Genomic DNA, 15,597 nt, shown 5'->3' on the forward strand with positions numbered 1-15,597 from the left:
GGCTGGACGAACCCGGCTTTGCGACTCCGGAATGCGCGAATCGTATTCTAAATCGCAGGCTAACGCCCGCGCCAATACGCAATGACGGAGCCCTCGGCTACCTACGATAAATAGGTTTTCGATCTTATTCTTGGCTTTCTTGAGAAGATACAGCAGCCAACGCGCCTGCAGGTCAACGCTTGACCAACATCTTCTTCAGGAGCCGATCGATCGCGAGGATATAGTCATCATGGCGACGTTTAGATAACGGGCGACGGAGCCCATGCTCGCTGCAACCGAGATTGACGTCGATATTAAGTCAACGTTTGGGTATCAATGCGCATCCAACGCGGCAGCAGCGCTTGGCTCTACACAGCGCAGCTTGTCGACGGGCTGCGTCATCGGGGGAAATGCCCGTCGGGCCTAACCGGATTATCGACCTTGAAAAGATGCTGTCCGGCTGCTCAAAAATCATCACTCTCTTTGAGAATAAGCTGGGCCTCACACGAAGTGTAAAGTGTGAGCCCTTAGTCCGAGAGGTTCATCGATCCCTCACTGGCGTATAACGGTGGCGCCACTTCGTGTCTTTGTCGACCGAGTGGTAAACCGGAGTGCCTTTGGGAAAGAGTGCTTGCAGCATGCCGAGGCGCGCGAACTCAATCGGCCCGCCATACTCAGCGGCCTGGATCAAGACGTGCATCGCGTTCTGCCACGGGGGAGTGTCGTGCGTTTGCTTTGGCAGCCGGGTGATATACTCGCCGGCGTCCTGCAGGGTGGCCAGCTTACCGCCGGCAGGCAGGACGATCGGATTCGGAAATCGAGTCGACCAGGACACAACGCAACTCCGCAACTGATGGCAGATTCAAGCGCGTCAGATAAGATTCGTTCCTGGGAGGCTCAGACCTTTCGATAGGCGGATCCAGCCGCCGGATGTCTTGTGTGAATCAAGAATTTATAACCACTCCGGTTGTGTTATCCTCCACTGGGGAACGGGGAGTATGCACATTGTTACATCGAACAATTCAATACGACGTGCAGGAGGTCCAGCCGGGGGCTTTGGCGCTGGAACATCTATCCGGGTAGATACGGGGGCCGGTCAAGTTTCGCTCGCGTGAACTGGCTGTTGAAGCGTGCCGGGGCGAGATCAACGATGGCATCGAACGGACCCGGCGACGGTCAGCTAGTCGCTAGCCTAGGTTTTTATTCTATAATGTAAGTATGCGATTCCGATTTTCTTGAAGCGCAGCGCGCCTCAAGGCGGGGTGCCGGCTTGAGAGGCCCTTACCTCCCCACAAAAGGTTACCTGCAGATACGGTCTATAAGCTGAGTGTAGATGTCGAATGCCTCATCAATTCGCTCGACGTAGCAGAACTCATCGGTTTGGTGGCATTGCGCCGCTTCGCCGGGACCGATGACGACGGTTGGCACATTGTTAAACCCCGGCACCAAGGCAGAGGCATCGGTGAAGTAAGGAGCGCCGGCCGGCACAGGGGGAGCGCCCAGTCGAGCGGCCAGGATGTCCATCAATGGTTCAATCGCAGGCTCGTCGGGTGCAGTCGCGAACCCTTTGAAATCGGTGACCAGCTGTATCGATGCTTCAGCTCCCAATCGCTCTTGGATGTCTGCAATGAGCACCTGATGGTCATGTCCGGGCACTGTGCGAAAATCGACTGTAACGCCTGCCGAATCGGGAACGGAGTTGATGTTTTGACCGCCGAAGATCGTGGTGACCGAGGCGGTCGTCCTCCCTAGCAACGGGTGTTCGTTCTCAGGAAACTTCAGAGCTTCGATAAGTCCGACCCAGCTCGCAACCTTATACACAGCGTTTTCGCCCAGCTCAGGCATCGAAGAATGCGCTGTCTTTCCTGTGGCCGTGATTCTCAGCCTGACCGAGCCTTTATGCGCGATGATAGGAAGATTCGACGTCGGCTCCGCAACGATCAATAGCTCTGCGTCCCCAAGGGCACCCTCGCGTGCAAGGTGGAACGCTCCTTGGCACCCCGTCTCCTCACCTGCGGTGATGACCAGCGTGATGCCGCGTTTCAAGCGGCCTTTCTTGGTCGCTTCGACCGCAGCAACAACGAAGGCTGCGACGCCAGCTTTCATATCGCTGGCGCCGCGCCCGATGAGCTTGCCCTCACGGATCTCCGCCGCGAACGGCGGTGCCGACCACGGCTTTTCTCCAAGCGGCACGACATCAATGTGGCCTGTGAAGACAAGTGGCTTTAGTGCCTCCGTGCCAGACAACCTGGCGACGATTGACGGCCGTCCCGGCGCGAACTCGTAAGCTGTAACGGCAAGGCCGGCATCCCGCAGCAAATCGGCAATATAACCTGCGCAATCCTTTTCTCTGCCGGGCGGGTTGAGGGAATCAAATCGCACCAAGGCTTGTGCAAGTTCAACGCTGTTCATTCGATCCTCACTCAGCTTTACTAAAGGGCTATCTCGGTCGGTCATCGTGCGTCGCGGCTAAAAAGCTTCGCGCCAATCTCAGCACTGACCTTCTTGATGAGGTCAAGGTGACGTGGCTTCGCACCTTCGACCAGCTGCGCAGTCAATGTCGTGATGCTGATGCTTCCGGCTAGATGTCCCTGGCGATCGAAGACAGGCACGCCCAATGCCGCCAGGCCTACAACGAAATCATCAACGGCCAGCTCCCAGCCTTGCTTTTGAATTCGCACGGCCTCGGCATTCAGGGTTTTGATGTTGGTCTGGCTTTTCGGCGTGCGTTTCGCAAGCTCAAGCGAAAGAGCGACGGATCGCTCTTCCGGTGAGATAAAGCCCAACAACGCGCGGGGCCCAGCTCCGCAATTAAGCGGCGCCCTTGATCCGACAGTGAACCAGGCGGCATCGACATTTGGAATGGAGGCTCGCACGCGCTCGACACAGATGGCGCTGCCCTCATGATGAACCCAAAGATAGGCAGTGGTACCAGTTGTCTCGCTGAGCTCGCTCAGCAAGGGCGCTGCAATCTCGCGCAGCTCCCTCCCCTTTTCCACGGAGGATGCGAGCTCAAGCACGCCAACACCGAGCGAATACAGACCGCTCGAGGGATCGTGATCAATCAGCCCGCTGCATTGAAGCGTATGAAGTAGTCGTCGCGCAGTCCCTTTGTCCAGATCGGCCGCTGCCGACAGTTCTGTCAAGGTTTGACGAGGTCGTGCGATATGGAAGGCCTTGAGGAGCGCGATGCCCCGGTCCAGTGCTCTTACGATGGGAACGCCTGGCTTGTCTGCGATCGTTGCCGACAGCCGTCCGGCAAGTGGGTTTTGTATCATGCTGTGACACTCTACATCATGTGTTGACACAAACAAGGGCCGTGGACCAAAATGTGCTGTCTCTCACCGGATGGCAGCCATGGTTCTCGACGATACGCTTCGCAAAAAACTGATTGCTTCGGTCGAAGACGGATTTGCCGAGCAGATCGCCTACACGCAGGATCTCATCAGGCTGCAATCCGTGCGCGGCGATGAATTTGTTATTCAGGACCGCGTTTTCAATGAGTTGCGTAATCGCGGATACGCGATGGAGCGCTTCGACATGGACCGTGAGGCCATCGGGCGGCATCCCGGCGGCTCCCCGTTCTCAGACGATCATTCACGCGCCCCGATCGTTGTTGGAACACATCGCCCGCGCGACGAAGCCGGTCGGTCCCTCATCTTGCAGGCCCACGTTGATGTCGTCCCGCCGGGACCAGAGAGCTTGTGGACCCATCCACCTTTCGACCCGGTGATTGAGGGCGACTGGCTCTATGGCCGAGGTGGCGCAGACATGAAGGCGGGCCACGCGGCGAACCTTTACGCTCTCGATGCGCTGCGCAGGATCGGGCTGCAGCCGGCTGCGACCGTCTATATTCAATCCGTCGTCGAGGAAGAATCGACTGGTAACGGCGCTTTGATGACGCATCTTCGCGGCTACAAAGCCGACGCCGTTCTCATTCCAGAGCCAGAAGACGAGAAGCTAGTACGAGCGAACGTAGGTGTTGTTTGGTTTCAGGTGGAGGTGCGGGGTCTACCCGTCCACGTCCGCGAGATGGGCACGGGTGCCAATGCGATCGACGCGGCTTACCGCATCATTGGTGAGCTCCGCAAACTGGAAACGGAATGGAACGCTCGGAAAGCGGGGCGTCCAAACTTTGAAAACGAAGAACATCCTATTAATTTGAACGTCGGCAAAATTGAGGGCGGCGACTGGGAGTCGTCCGTTCCCGCATGGTGTCGAATCGGCTGCCGCGTTTCGATCTATCCTGGCGTCAGTGCCAAGGAGGCAGCTGCTGAGATTGAGCAGCGAATTGCAAAATTCGCGCGGGAAGACTCGTTCCTTTCAAACATTCCCCCATTAGTCACTTTCCACGGCTTCCACACAGAAGGATACGAACTGCCGCCAGGCTCCGAGGCAGAAAAGGTGCTCGCGGATGCTCATTTAGGGGCGACCGGCAAGAAGCTCGAAAGCTTCATGACTGCCGGTTATCTCGATACCAGGGTTTATGCGCTCTACGACAAGATTCCCGCGCTATGCTACGGCCCCTACTCCCAAAACATTCATGGCTTTGATGAGCGCGTCAGTATTGCGTCTCTCAAGCGCATCACTACTGCGATGACACTTTTCATCGCCGAATGGTGTGGCGTTGAGCTTGCCACACCTGAGTGAGTAACAGGCAGCCCAGTTGAAAGACAACGTTCGCCTAACTTTCTTAGAGGCATTTTCATATAAAGGTTATGCGAATCTGACTTGCGCGGCCGTGCCTTCTCGAAGGGGGCGCCTCCCTTAAGACAGCCCCCTTTATTCTGTGAACTCTCAGAGCCGCCCATCCGCGAGCAGCTCGCGGGTGCGCTTTAGTGTCGATAACAGGGCGGCTTTGTAGCCCTTATCCTCGCTGTCGAACTGCGCCTGCTCGGCTTGTTCCTCAGGGCCATGAGGCTTCTTCCCGCGTAAGCCGGTGTAACAGTAGAAGCGGAGCTGGAGCGCTCCGGCCTCATCCACGAACAACTCATTGATGATTACACCTTCGCGCGGACCGGTAGCCTGGAAAAGGTTACCTTGCTTCCTTTCTCAAGCACGATGATCTCCCGCAGGCGCCGGCAATCGTGGCCTCCCGCACGAGGTGGGTTTCGCTTTCCTCGACGACGTCGCAGCGGGTGCACAAGCCCGGCGGCAGGAACAGGCGCGCATCGCGAGCCTTGAGCTCCAGGCCCTTCCAGGCCTGCTCGCGGGTGAGCTTGGTTTCACCGTCCGGATTCACCGGAACGGTAGCGGTCGAATAGATCATGATAGTCTCCTGGATTGTTAGATGACGTCGCGGCGAGCTATGCCGTGATCTGCGCGATGTGGTCGCGATACGAGTGGAGCGGACGGCCGAGCAGCGCGGTCAGCCGTTCGACGTCGCCGACGTCCGGGACCATGCCTTCGGTCAGAAACCGCTCGGCCATCAGGCGCATGTCGAAGGCCATCCAGCTCGGCATGAACTGGCGCAGGTTCTGCTCGAACCCGGCGGTGTCGTTGCCGGGGAAGGTGATCGTGCGACCGAGGACATCCGACCAGATCGCCGCTGCATCTGCGCCGGTGAGCGTGTCGGGCCCAACCACGTTGATGTAATCGAGCGGAAGGGACGTGGGCGATTGCTGGCGGCGGATCAGCTCGATCGCGGCGAGTTCACCGACGTCACGCGCATCAATCATGGCAAGGCCCTTGTCGCCGATCGGCATTGGGTAGATGCCGTAGCCGGTGACCACGTCCTTGATCGTGATCTCGTTGTCCATGTAGTAGGCCGGGCGCAGGATGGTGGCGCCGAGCTTCATCTGTTCGATCATCCGCTCAACGCCGAACTTGCCTGCGAAGTGCGGGACGTTTACGTAACGGTCGCTGTGGATGACGGACAGGTAGACGAACCGCTCGATCCCGACCTCGCGGGCGACGTTCAGCGCGATCAGCGCCTGGGTATATTCGTCGGCCACGACACCGTTCAGTAGGAACAGCGTGGATACGCCCTTCATGGCTGACCGGAGGGAATCGACGTCGAGCAGGTCGCCCTGGACGACCTCCACACCGTCTGGAAATTTGGCCTTGGAGGGATCGCGGACGAGGGCGCGCACCGAGGCGCCACGCTTTGCGAGCTGTTCGACGACATTGCGGCCGATGTTGCCGGTAGCGCCAGTTACGAGGATGGTCATTGGATTTTCTCCTGTTGGGTTGAACACCCTCCGGATATGAGCGGTTCACAAATGGTCCGATAGACGGCATATTTGGACAGACAGTCTCATAGATGGAACAGATGGATTTACTTGCCCTCGCAGATTTCAACCTGGTCGCCCGCCATGGCGGGTTTGGCCGCGCGGCACGTGCGACGGGTCACCCGAAGGCAACCCTGTCGCGACGGGTGGCGGAACTGGAGAGCATCCTCGGCCTGCGCCTGTTTGAGCGCGGCGGGCGAGAATTGAAGCTTACTCAGGAGGGGCGATCACTTTACGAGCGGACAGGGACCCTGCTTACCGAGCTAGACGAAACGGTAGCCGCGATCGCTTCGCGCGGCGACAAACCGCGCGGCAAATTGCGGGTTAGTGCTCCCCTGCTGTTTTCACAGATTGCCATGGGCAAGCTGGCCGCTGGGTTCGCGCTCAAATATCCGCAGGTGCGGCTGGAGATCACGACCGAAGACCGGCCCGTCGACATGGTGGAAGAAGGTTACGACCTGGTCATCCGCATCAATCCGGATCCGGATGAAAGACTCGTCGGACGAGCCTTTCTGCGCGATCGGCTGGTAGTCGTTGCGAGTTCAAGTTTGGCTCGACCCGCCGACTCGCCTGTCCCAGCTGTTGTGCGTGGAGCAGGTGGGGAGACATCCTGGGATGTAACAACACCAACAGGAAAATCGCGCATCGCGATCGATCCGGTCCTCTCTCTTTCATCGATTGTCATGGTGCGCGACGCGGTCCGCGCGGGCGTTGGCGCAGCACGCCTTCCGATATCACTCGTAAGTCATGATCTGGCTGCTGGGACGTTAGTGCAGTGGGGCGACGTAGGCGGACCGGACATCGCTCTGTGGGCTCTTTATCCCTCTCGGCGGCTGCTGAGCGCTCGTGTTTCTGCCTTTCTGGACTACTTGAAAGAAGCTTTCCCGATGGGAACGCCGGACGAACTGGCCGCCTTCATGAAATAATGGAACGTCCTTTTGCGCTCTAATCGCTAGCCGCTTGGGAAGTTTACAACGATGCGGGGTATATATACGAAGCCCCACTCGCAGGCCTACTTTGTTGCACGGCCGCGGCTTTTAGAGCGAGTTCAGCGGGTAGAAGCGATGCAAGATCGCAAAAATTTTTGGTTCCCCTCTTGACCGAGGATTGTAGAAATCTACATCGATTGTCGCCTTTAAACGAAAGGAGTTAGGAGGCCCACATGACGACATCTGCCATGTCGATGAATGGAATCCACGCAAATTCCCTCCTCGCCAGCACCTTCACGCATCCGCGGGAAGTTCTCGCGAATCCCTTCTTAGACACTCTGCAAAAGCGATGCGTTCTTGCGGCTTGGGCATCAGATGCTTTTACGGTGGAGGGGAAGCCATGGTTACGCCAGATCCCCGGCTCCAATGGGACGGTCAGGATCGGCGATATTCTCGTAGCGCTCAGCTCACTTGATGAGGACGACAGTCCCCCACCGAAGATGTCGCGAACACCGTTGCCGCGAGCGCCGATACGTATCCGTGCCGTGGGTCAGACTGCACGAGAGGATAGACGCCGCCGATTAGCGGACCATCCATAAGGCCAACAGTTCACTAAATGCAAAAGCCGCCCGAGCGATCGCTCTGGCGGCTGCAAATTCCATCAGTGCTTCCCTAGCCGGAGACAAGCGCCAGAGGCGGCCCTTCACGACGAAGTGCCCGCCATCTGGCGTCACGGGATTTTGCAGTGTCACCGTCGCGACCGACGATCGGTGGCGTCTTCAGGCCACCGCCTTCTTGTTGACGCCCTTACGAAGCGCGATCGTATTCAGTTTGGTGTTGGCCGCCTTTTCTTCGTTAAGGTTGGTGGTCAGCAGCCGCACAACGTCGTCGTGACCCAGTTCCTCTGCCCAGGCGATAAGCGTGCCGTAGCGAGCAATCTCGTAGTGCTCGACCGCTTGAGAGTTCGCGACGATGGCGGCGTCCAGGACCGCCTTATTGTCGATCTCGCCCGCAGTCTCCTTGGCTTCTTTGATGATACCGTCGATGGCTGGGCAATCCGTAGCGCTTGGCTCCTTGCCAAGCTTCTTGAAGACCTGTTCTAGACGACCTACCTGCTTCACGGTCTCTTCAAGATGCGACTTAAGGCCAGCGGCAAGATCCTGATTGGTCGCCTGCTCGATCATTTGCGGCAGCGCCTTGGTGATCTGGTTTTCAGCGTAATAGATGTCCTGCAAGCCGTGAAGAAACATGTCTTCCATGGTCTTAATGTCTTTAGTGAACAGACCCATCGCATCCTCCTGTTATCGATAACTGCCGTATCCTGCGGCGGATTGCGAACGCGGATTTCAACGGAGAGTTCCCCGTCGATCGGGCTCATCCTTCGCAATTCTTGGAACTCGCCAGAAAAAGGTGCCTGGTCCAAGTGGCCGGTCGAGGATCAAAAGCTACGCAGCAAGTATCGTCTTCTCGATATCCGCTATCGAGTGACCAGTCAGGTCCTTCGCGATTTCGCCGACCAGAGCCTCATCGAGCTTTTTGTGGTAATGTTTGCGCATCTCACCAAGTGTCTTCGGCGCGGCGATGATCACGATGTTGCTGAACTTATTTGTTAGCACCTGAGCATTCAGCATTTCGATGATGCCGGATGCAAAACCGTCTTCTTCCGCCCGACTCTGATCGGGGTTGGCGGAGCTGCTATTCTGTCCACCACTGCCGCTGACCGGCTCGACATCCTCGCCGGGAGCAGCGACCAAGCTCATTTCGGTTTCGGTGCCGACATTGCGGAAAAGGTTCAACTTTTCACCGTCGGCAACAGCAACGATGGTATCCGTTGGGAGGATCATTCTATTTCCTGACATGTTGAGTTTGGCGCCGTTGTCCAAGTTGGCCGCGAGCCAAAGAGCAATACTTCCGCCTTCGCGAAGTTCCCGACTCAATGAACCGCCGTGAACGCGCGCCGGATTCACCGCACTTGAAGAGATGGCCCGCTTAGCGGGCCATCTCAGTATTAGCTGCCGTATAGGCTGCGCTCTTTCCGCACTTCATCCGCTCCGTAAGGCTTATTGGCCGGATCGTAACCAGTCCAGCCAGTCTTCTGCCATGTTGCGCTACGATCCTGCAGATTGACTGACGATCGGTTCAAGATGCCGTCGAAGCGGGTGCGATCCGCGTCAGCTACCTTGGCTGAGACGAGCGTCCCGCCGCGGCGAACGCCTTCTGCATAAAGTGGCGCATCTTCCTTCGACACGCCGGCTTCGGTCAGAGCACCGACCACGCCGCCGGTCGCGGCGCCGGCCGCAGCCCCGACTGCCGTAGCGGCAAGCCACCCTGCCGCGACGACCGGCCCGAGACCTGGAATCGCAAGCAACCCCAGACCGGCCAAAAGGCCGGCAGCGCCGCCGACGCCCGCACCGATTCCGGCGCCAGTTCCCGCCGCTTCAGCACGATCATCGACCCCGTCGCGGTCCTTCTTTCCGTCGAACCAACCATCCGAATTGTTGGCAACGATGCTGATATTGGAGTGTTGGACGCCGGCTGCCTCGAGCGCGGTCACCGCCTGCTGCGCATCTGCATAAGAGTCATATAGACGTGAGATCGTTACCGTCATGAGTGTTTCCTTTGATTATTTGGCAGCGTTGACGTTGCCCTGGAAGTCGACGCTGATTGCGCCTGCGGTTCCACCTTTGCTGGCTTTGCCGCGCCACACACCGTCATCGTCCTTCTTGAGCTCAGAGATATCGCTATAACCGGCTTTCTCGATCGCGCTCTTGGCTTGACCTTCGGTGAAGGAGTTTCTACCGGCGACCGGCGCGGCCGAGTTCTTCTGTTCGTTGTTGACTGCATTATTGCCGGGACCGTCTTTCGCGGCAGGTGCTTGCGCATGCGCAGCCCCCGAAACGAACAGAGCAGCAGCTATACAGAGTGGCGAAAGGCGGTTCATTTTGTTTTCCTCACTAGTCAGTGACAGGGCGCTTCTAACTGACCGAAGATGAACCTGTTCCGTTCGCGATCTGATTATCTAGACAAATGCCGGCTTGCTTCCCGCATGTGGTTCTGGTCGGGAACAACCTGCGATCCTATCGCTTGAACCGGTAACCAAAGGACCAACATGCTCAGATTATTTACCGCGGCTCTGACGACAATTGTTATCTTCTCCGGACACGCTCTCGCGCAGCAGGGAGGAACCGAACAGGAGCGGCAAGCTTGTGCACCTGACGTGAAAAAATACTGCGCCGCTGTCCTCGATCAGGGCGACCTTGCGATCCTCAGCTGCCTCCAGCAAAACCGCTCCAAAATCTCGCAGAGTTGCAACCGAGTCCTAGTTGATCATGGCCAATAGTCTTCGACGTGCAATTCTTATGGGTCGTTTCCTCGGACTTTATAGCCTTAGGAATTCTGCTCGTTCCTGCCTGCAGACTGAAGAAGGAAAACACCATGCCCAAGACCCCGAAGAACGGACACGGGATCGAGCTTCACGGTCGTAACGAGAAGCCCCCCGAGGACATCGAGCGTGCACAGGACCTCAGCTCAAAGGCGCAGGACGAGGAGGAAGGCAACAGTTCGGGTGGGCAGAGCAAGAAGCCCGACGACGGACAGAACTAAAGAAGATCACCGAATTGTGTGACGTATACGCCGAGTGTGAGATGGCCATCACGGGCGAACGTCGCGACTTTCTGGCTTGACGCGACAGAAAGCATGGTAAGCGCGGCAATCGAAACGTTCCAGGCCTCCCGACCGCTCCAGGAAATTGCAGGCGATCTCGTTCGCTTCTTCCATAAGAACTGCGGGATCGAAACTCTAGTGAACTGAAGCTGAACGGCGCTACAATAGCACCTTGGAATGGTCGGAGTCTTACGCTCTGTGGATGCACATATAGGCTTCGTCAAACCCGGTCGATTGGGTACGGTCATTGCTACGCACACCGACGCCGACGATAATCGCAATATGCCGTACACGCTTGGTCACGTAGCGAGCCTCTCTCTATCCATCTTTATTGTTACAACTACTCCCTCTTCCTGCCACTGACGGTCTATCGATCCACCAAGCTGAGATGTCATGCTTCGCGCAACGAGTTTGCTTCCAAAGCCGCCGGCCCCAACTGGCGGGGAGACAGTAGGTCCGCCACGCTCCGTCCAGACGATGATGACTTCGCTGTCGGGGCTTGAACATGCGACGTCAAGCGTGCCCGTCGGGGCAGACAACGCACCGTACTTCAGCGAATTGGTAGCAAGTTCATGCACGACCATGGCCAGTGTTGTCGCGGACGCTTCTCCGACGCCCATACGTGGTACCGACACGCGAATTCGTCCGCTGAATGCACCGAGGTCGTCATAGGGTGCTAACAGCACAGTTAATAAGTCGCCGAGTAATGCTGCTTTGCCTTCATGCCCTGGGATCGGGCGGATAAGATCGTGGGCTCGCCCAAGAGCAGATAACCGCTGGGTCAGCTCTTTCGCCATCTCGACGCTTGTTGTCGTCGACCGGGACGTGATGGCCGTAAGGCCAGATGCAATTGCCAGCAGGTTTTTAACTCGGTGGCTCATTTCTCCGGCGAGTAGTTCATGCCCCTCTTCGGCCTGCTTACGTCCGGTGACGTCGATAAAAATACCGGACATTACGCGATCTCGGATGCCGGCGTCGTCGCCCTTCCCCCGAGCAGAGATCCATCTGATTTCTTCCTCTATGATGATACGGAAATCGATTTCATAGGGTCCAACAATCCCCCGTGTGGCGGCAAAAGCCGCCCTGACGCGGTCTCGGTCCGCAGGGTGTATATGAGCTGAAAGATCTTCGAAAGTTACGCTGTCGCTCCTTGGGACGCCCCAAAGGTCAAATGCTGCGTCATCCATCGTGAGTTCATCGGAGTCAACATTCCAAGTCCACAAGGTCACGCCTGCTGCGGCGATTGCTTCAAGAAGCTGCTCGAAATCCATCGCGTGCGCTTTTCCAGGAGCTTTAGGCACGGGGTTCCCCTCTGGGTGGTTGCCCATTTAAGCTAACAGTTCTTCGGCCTGCAGGGGAAACATTCACGGCTCGCAAATCGGCGACTACGCGTGCAACTTCGTCGTTATCGCGTTGTTGTTCTGCATGTTAAAGTTCTTTCTAATATTAATGATGGCGGGTATAGCGGGTTTGATTGCATTAGCAGCGCTTATCGTCCTCCTGTGACGGTGCTGATATGGGAGTAGTCCTAAACCGATCTTTCAGATCCCGCCGTCAGGTTGCCCTTACTTGTCGACGGCAGAGGCTGGGGTGCTGACCTCACCAATCGCATCGACGACGGATTGAGTTGCCGTCTGGTGCACCATGTGCCCGGTCTCCGGGATCGGGTGAAACCTGCTTTGCGCGACATCGTCATGTAAACGTCCGGACTGTGAGATTGGATCGATCAGACGATCATTTTGGCCTGCGATAATTGTTACAGGCATTGACAGCTCTTTATAATGAGCCTGAGAGCGGGCAGCATTGAGCACGAGCAAACCAGATTCTTCGGCCGCGGCGTGGATTTGAGAAGGGCGAACTGCCATCTCTTTCGGAAACCGCCTAAATTTGGCTGGCACTGCAGCCGGGCCGAACAGCTTGGCGACGAGTGCTGGCCAAATTAACCGACTGACTATCGGCGATACGGTCACACTCATCAGATTACCGATGACAGGTACAGCAGGCGCAGACATCGCGGCAAAATCCGGACGAAAGCTCGGGTAATAATAGCCGGACACGAGCACAAGCGCATGTACCGACGCAGGATGGCGTAATCCCATTGCGACCGCGACTGAGGCTCCCCACGAATGGCCAACAATAATTGCGTTCTGAATGCCGAGGCGTTCGAGAGCGATTTTAATCAGATCGGCCTGCTCGTTCGGCCCCCACTTCACCGCGTTTCGAGGCCTGTTGGTGTGACCAAAGCCTGGTCGATCAAATACTACGACCCGATGATCGCGGGCGACCGCGTCGATCAATCCACTCGACCCAAAGTCCTGGATCATGCTGCCATTGCCGTGCAGCAGCACGACAGCTGGTCCGACGCCGCGCTCGACATAGTGCAGATCGACGCCGTCGACGTTGATGAACCTGCCAGTTGGTGGGTTGTCGCGCTCTGCCTTCTTTGCGAGGAAGCGATTGATAATAGCGGAAGCCACCAGGCCCGCTGTGCCGACGAGTGCCGCCGTCCAATAGGGATTGGTTGACACTCCACGCGGCCGAGTAAATCGTTTTCTTTCTGCAAGAAACATCATTTTTTTCATTCTACAGCTTGGAGGACCCCTACAATAAGCGGATGCCGGCTCTTTCGTTCGCTTCTCGATCAATCTAATGCAAATAGGGTCGCGTTCCGATTGAACGCCCTGAAAGACAGCGATCGTAAACTGCATCTCTACTGGATTTAATCGACTGGAACCGACATCGAAGCAGTTTGTTGTCCATTATCACCGCACGTCTGTGGCATATATCGGTGATGAGACCGCCTGTAGCGCTCCCGCCTTCTCAAGCCAGGAGCGACGCGTCTCATGAAAGATTTTTTGGCTTCAATCGAAAAGCTGCGGATAGATGCCGCAGAGGCGGGTCTGGTGCGGGATCTCGCAACAGATCCTACCAAACGCGCAATGTATGCCCGGCTGCATGATCAACTGACGCGCCTGGCTGATGAAGTGCAACACGCATCCCTGCGATCTGCAGTGCCGCCGATGCAGCTGCTGCCGGTCGAACCAGAAAACTCAAAAACTCAAAGTCAGGCTTAGTTGCAGCGCCTGAAACAGAACTATTTGTCCCCTCCGGCGTATTGATTCCGCGGAGGGAAATGCAATGCATACGAGGCGTACTGTCAGGGAACTGCGTGAGAAGGTCGAAAAGTATCGTGCTATGGCGCGGTTGGTTTCCGACCCGGAGGTCCAGCGCAACATTCTCCAGCTGACGGACGAATTGGAACAGCAGGCCCGCGACATTGAGCGCGGCAAGTAAGAACGCTGTGACCCGAAGAACGACGGGTTAGAGGAGGATGAAATGAAGCTTGCAGACACCTTCCGTGAGAACGCCGCGAATTGCTCCCAGCTAGCCGATGCAGCGACCAGCCGCCCGGCGATCGCACGCTACAGACGAATGGAAAAAGCGTGGTTGGATTTGGCCGCCGAACAAGACTGGCTCGATGGCGAGACAGATCGGCCCCCTGCGCGCTACGTCGCATAGGATATGTCACGGCTTTCGCTGCGTCAGTAAATGAACTGCCTGCGGGCGTTGTCTGGAGTTTTAATGAGTATTGTTCAGCGCCACCTGGCCGAGCACGAAGAACGACTCGTTCTAATCGAGGAGATTTGCATCGATACCGGTGCTCTCGTTCTGGACACCACCACCGACGAAATCTATTTCTCTGCTGACGAGGTCGCCCACAAGACTGCCTACGTGACGGTATTCCAAGCATGGGCAAAAGGAACGATCAAAGGCACTGCGGAACAGGTGTTTGTCGCTACAAAATCTATTCTTGAGGACTGAGCGTAGGCGGCAATCATGTGAAAACGGGCGGGAGATTTCCGCACTCACGTCCGGTGGGCGGCCCGGTGCCAGAGTTTATCTCGCATTGGGCCGCCTGTCTGATGGAGTGTGGCGGACCGAATGTTTGCTTCCTGAATTCAGTTCACGGGAAAATTGTAGCTATTGTCTATTTCAAGCCCCGTGATAGCCGACAGGCTTAGGATTCACCCATTCATTAAAACTTCAGGGCTTTTGGAAGAGGGCATCGTTGCGCGTGCGCCACGTCAGATCGGACAACCAGTTGTAGTCAGGATCGGGCATAAGCGGCACGGCTTTCATGGCCTCCTTAGTGATTGAAAGATAGAAGCTGCCGCGGTCCTGCGAAATCATCAGTGACCGAACCGGGACGACGATACTGTCCTTTCCGGTCGTAAAAAATCCGCCGGAAGCCACGACCGCATAATCGCGACCGTCTTTTGTGCCAAATACAATGTTCCTCACTTCGCCGACGATCTTGTCGTCGGAACTGCGGACCTCCGAGCCAATCATTTCGTCAGTCCTTAACCCCGGCGCAAGTTCGTCTATCCGCAGAAGGGGCTTCGCATCTTTTTTATTGCGAGTACCGGTAGCAGCCCCGCGCTTCACCTTCGGCTCACTCGCGGCATTCTGCTTGTCCGCTTCCTCCTCGTCGTTGTCGCCCAGCAGTCCCATCGGCGGGCCTGCAATCAGTTCGCGGATATTTGCAAGAAGCCGCTCGCAATCCTCGTGACGTCCGTAAGATCGAAGCGTCAATGCGGCGTCCCGCAGATTGCGGAGATCGCGCACATACTGGCTGTTAGTAGGGCCACGAAATCGGGGATTTTGCTGGACCGCTTCTTCTAGCTTGGCATCACCAATCTCGCACTCTGCCGAGGCCGCTGTGATTCCGCCAACCGCGATGAAGGCGCAAAGAATTGCTGTTCGCGTGACCATCAGTCTTTCCGATCTCGATTTCG

19 protein-coding genes and 1 pseudogene are annotated in these 15,597 nt (G+C 56.9%); 8 read left to right on the forward strand and 12 right to left on the reverse strand.

What is annotated here, in order from left to right:
- Positions 1 to 520 precede the first annotated feature (520 nt).
- The 3 genes from RSO67_RS11070 to RSO67_RS11080 form a co-directional block, all read right to left on the reverse strand.
- Positions 521 to 814: a hypothetical protein gene (locus RSO67_RS11070; protein WP_184511672.1), complete on the reverse strand. Its 294-nt coding sequence runs from the start codon at positions 812 to 814 to the stop codon at positions 521 to 523.
- 464 nt (positions 815 to 1,278) lie between these two features.
- A complete protein-coding gene (locus tag RSO67_RS11075) occupies positions 1,279 to 2,391 on the reverse strand; it encodes a M20 family metallopeptidase (RefSeq protein ID WP_184511673.1) in 1,113 nt (370 codons plus the stop codon).
- A gap of 41 nt (positions 2,392 to 2,432) precedes the next feature.
- Positions 2,433 to 3,257 (reverse strand): IclR family transcriptional regulator, encoded by an 825-nt coding sequence (locus RSO67_RS11080; RefSeq protein WP_184511674.1) that lies wholly within the window; start codon positions 3,255 to 3,257, stop codon positions 2,433 to 2,435.
- 79 nt (positions 3,258 to 3,336) lie between these two features.
- On the opposite strand from RSO67_RS11080, the gene RSO67_RS11085 reads away from it, so the two are divergent.
- Positions 3,337 to 4,629: an ArgE/DapE family deacylase gene (locus RSO67_RS11085; RefSeq protein WP_184511675.1), complete on the forward strand. Its 1,293-nt coding sequence runs from the start codon at positions 3,337 to 3,339 to the stop codon at positions 4,627 to 4,629.
- A gap of 147 nt (positions 4,630 to 4,776) precedes the next feature.
- On the opposite strand, the pseudogene RSO67_RS11090 reads toward RSO67_RS11085, so the two are convergent.
- Both RSO67_RS11090 and RSO67_RS11095 read right to left on the reverse strand, forming a co-directional pair.
- Positions 4,777 to 5,248, reverse strand: a pseudogene (locus RSO67_RS11090) (AtaL-like protein).
- A gap of 37 nt (positions 5,249 to 5,285) precedes the next feature.
- Positions 5,286 to 6,149 (reverse strand): SDR family oxidoreductase, encoded by an 864-nt coding sequence (locus tag RSO67_RS11095; RefSeq protein WP_184511677.1) that lies wholly within the window; start codon positions 6,147 to 6,149, stop codon positions 5,286 to 5,288.
- Between the two features lie 101 nt (positions 6,150 to 6,250).
- Here RSO67_RS11095 and RSO67_RS11100 point away from each other — a divergent pair, with 101 nt between their 5' ends.
- A complete protein-coding gene (locus tag RSO67_RS11100) occupies positions 6,251 to 7,135 on the forward strand; it encodes a LysR family transcriptional regulator (protein ID WP_184519822.1) in 885 nt (294 codons plus the stop codon).
- 782 nt (positions 7,136 to 7,917) lie between these two features.
- Here RSO67_RS11100 and RSO67_RS11105 read toward each other — a convergent pair.
- From RSO67_RS11105 to RSO67_RS11120, 4 genes are all read right to left on the reverse strand, one after another.
- Positions 7,918 to 8,427 carry a ferritin-like domain-containing protein gene (locus RSO67_RS11105; protein ID WP_315843506.1) on the reverse strand — a complete coding sequence of 170 codons (510 nt, stop codon included), beginning with the start codon at positions 8,425 to 8,427 and terminating at the stop codon, positions 7,918 to 7,920.
- A gap of 156 nt (positions 8,428 to 8,583) precedes the next feature.
- On the reverse strand, positions 8,584 to 8,982 hold the full coding sequence (locus tag RSO67_RS11110) for a host attachment family protein (protein ID WP_184511679.1): 399 nt from the start codon (positions 8,980 to 8,982) through the stop codon (positions 8,584 to 8,586).
- A 164-nt stretch (positions 8,983 to 9,146) separates the two neighbouring features.
- The gene (locus RSO67_RS11115; protein ID WP_315843507.1) at positions 9,147 to 9,746 is read right to left on the reverse strand and encodes a hypothetical protein; all 600 of its coding nucleotides are present in this window, start codon (positions 9,744 to 9,746) and stop codon (positions 9,147 to 9,149) included.
- Between the two features lie 15 nt (positions 9,747 to 9,761).
- A complete protein-coding gene (locus RSO67_RS11120; RefSeq protein WP_184511681.1) occupies positions 9,762 to 10,079 on the reverse strand; it encodes a hypothetical protein in 318 nt (105 codons plus the stop codon).
- Positions 10,080 to 10,247: 168 nt separating this feature from the next.
- Between RSO67_RS11120 and RSO67_RS11125 the strand changes: the two genes are divergently transcribed.
- Both RSO67_RS11125 and RSO67_RS11130 read left to right on the forward strand, forming a co-directional pair.
- A complete protein-coding gene (locus RSO67_RS11125) occupies positions 10,248 to 10,478 on the forward strand; it encodes a hypothetical protein (RefSeq protein ID WP_184511682.1) in 231 nt (76 codons plus the stop codon).
- A 95-nt stretch (positions 10,479 to 10,573) separates the two neighbouring features.
- Positions 10,574 to 10,741: a hypothetical protein gene (locus RSO67_RS11130; protein WP_184511683.1), complete on the forward strand. Its 168-nt coding sequence runs from the start codon at positions 10,574 to 10,576 to the stop codon at positions 10,739 to 10,741.
- A gap of 359 nt (positions 10,742 to 11,100) precedes the next feature.
- Here the strand turns inward: RSO67_RS11130 and RSO67_RS11135 are convergent, their stop codons facing one another.
- Positions 11,101 to 12,072 carry a sensor histidine kinase gene (locus tag RSO67_RS11135; RefSeq protein WP_068738809.1) on the reverse strand — a complete coding sequence of 324 codons (972 nt, stop codon included), beginning with the start codon at positions 12,070 to 12,072 and terminating at the stop codon, positions 11,101 to 11,103.
- Between the two features lie 294 nt (positions 12,073 to 12,366).
- Positions 12,367 to 13,374 (reverse strand): alpha/beta fold hydrolase, encoded by a 1,008-nt coding sequence (locus tag RSO67_RS11140; RefSeq protein ID WP_184519825.1) that lies wholly within the window; start codon positions 13,372 to 13,374, stop codon positions 12,367 to 12,369.
- Positions 13,375 to 13,644: 270 nt separating this feature from the next.
- On the opposite strand from RSO67_RS11140, the gene RSO67_RS11145 reads away from it, so the two are divergent.
- The 4 genes from RSO67_RS11145 (at position 13,645) to RSO67_RS11160 (ending at position 14,623) form a co-directional block, all read left to right on the forward strand.
- Positions 13,645 to 13,875 carry a hypothetical protein gene (locus tag RSO67_RS11145; protein WP_184520282.1) on the forward strand — a complete coding sequence of 77 codons (231 nt, stop codon included), beginning with the start codon at positions 13,645 to 13,647 and terminating at the stop codon, positions 13,873 to 13,875.
- Between the two features lie 64 nt (positions 13,876 to 13,939).
- A complete protein-coding gene (locus RSO67_RS11150; protein WP_184511684.1) occupies positions 13,940 to 14,095 on the forward strand; it encodes a hypothetical protein in 156 nt (51 codons plus the stop codon).
- A gap of 42 nt (positions 14,096 to 14,137) precedes the next feature.
- Complete coding sequence (locus RSO67_RS11155) at positions 14,138 to 14,320, forward strand: hypothetical protein (RefSeq protein WP_184511685.1); 183 nt, start codon at positions 14,138 to 14,140, stop codon at positions 14,318 to 14,320.
- Between the two features lie 63 nt (positions 14,321 to 14,383).
- Positions 14,384 to 14,623 carry a hypothetical protein gene (locus tag RSO67_RS11160; RefSeq protein ID WP_184511686.1) on the forward strand — a complete coding sequence of 80 codons (240 nt, stop codon included), beginning with the start codon at positions 14,384 to 14,386 and terminating at the stop codon, positions 14,621 to 14,623.
- A 222-nt stretch (positions 14,624 to 14,845) separates the two neighbouring features.
- On the opposite strand, the gene RSO67_RS11165 is transcribed toward RSO67_RS11160, so the two are convergent.
- Positions 14,846 to 15,574 carry a PRC-barrel domain-containing protein gene (locus RSO67_RS11165; protein WP_184511687.1) on the reverse strand — a complete coding sequence of 243 codons (729 nt, stop codon included), beginning with the start codon at positions 15,572 to 15,574 and terminating at the stop codon, positions 14,846 to 14,848.
- Positions 15,575 to 15,597 lie beyond the last annotated feature (23 nt).

Source organism: Tardiphaga sp. 709, assembly GCF_032401055.1.
Lineage (GTDB): Bacteria > Pseudomonadota > Alphaproteobacteria > Rhizobiales > Xanthobacteraceae > Tardiphaga.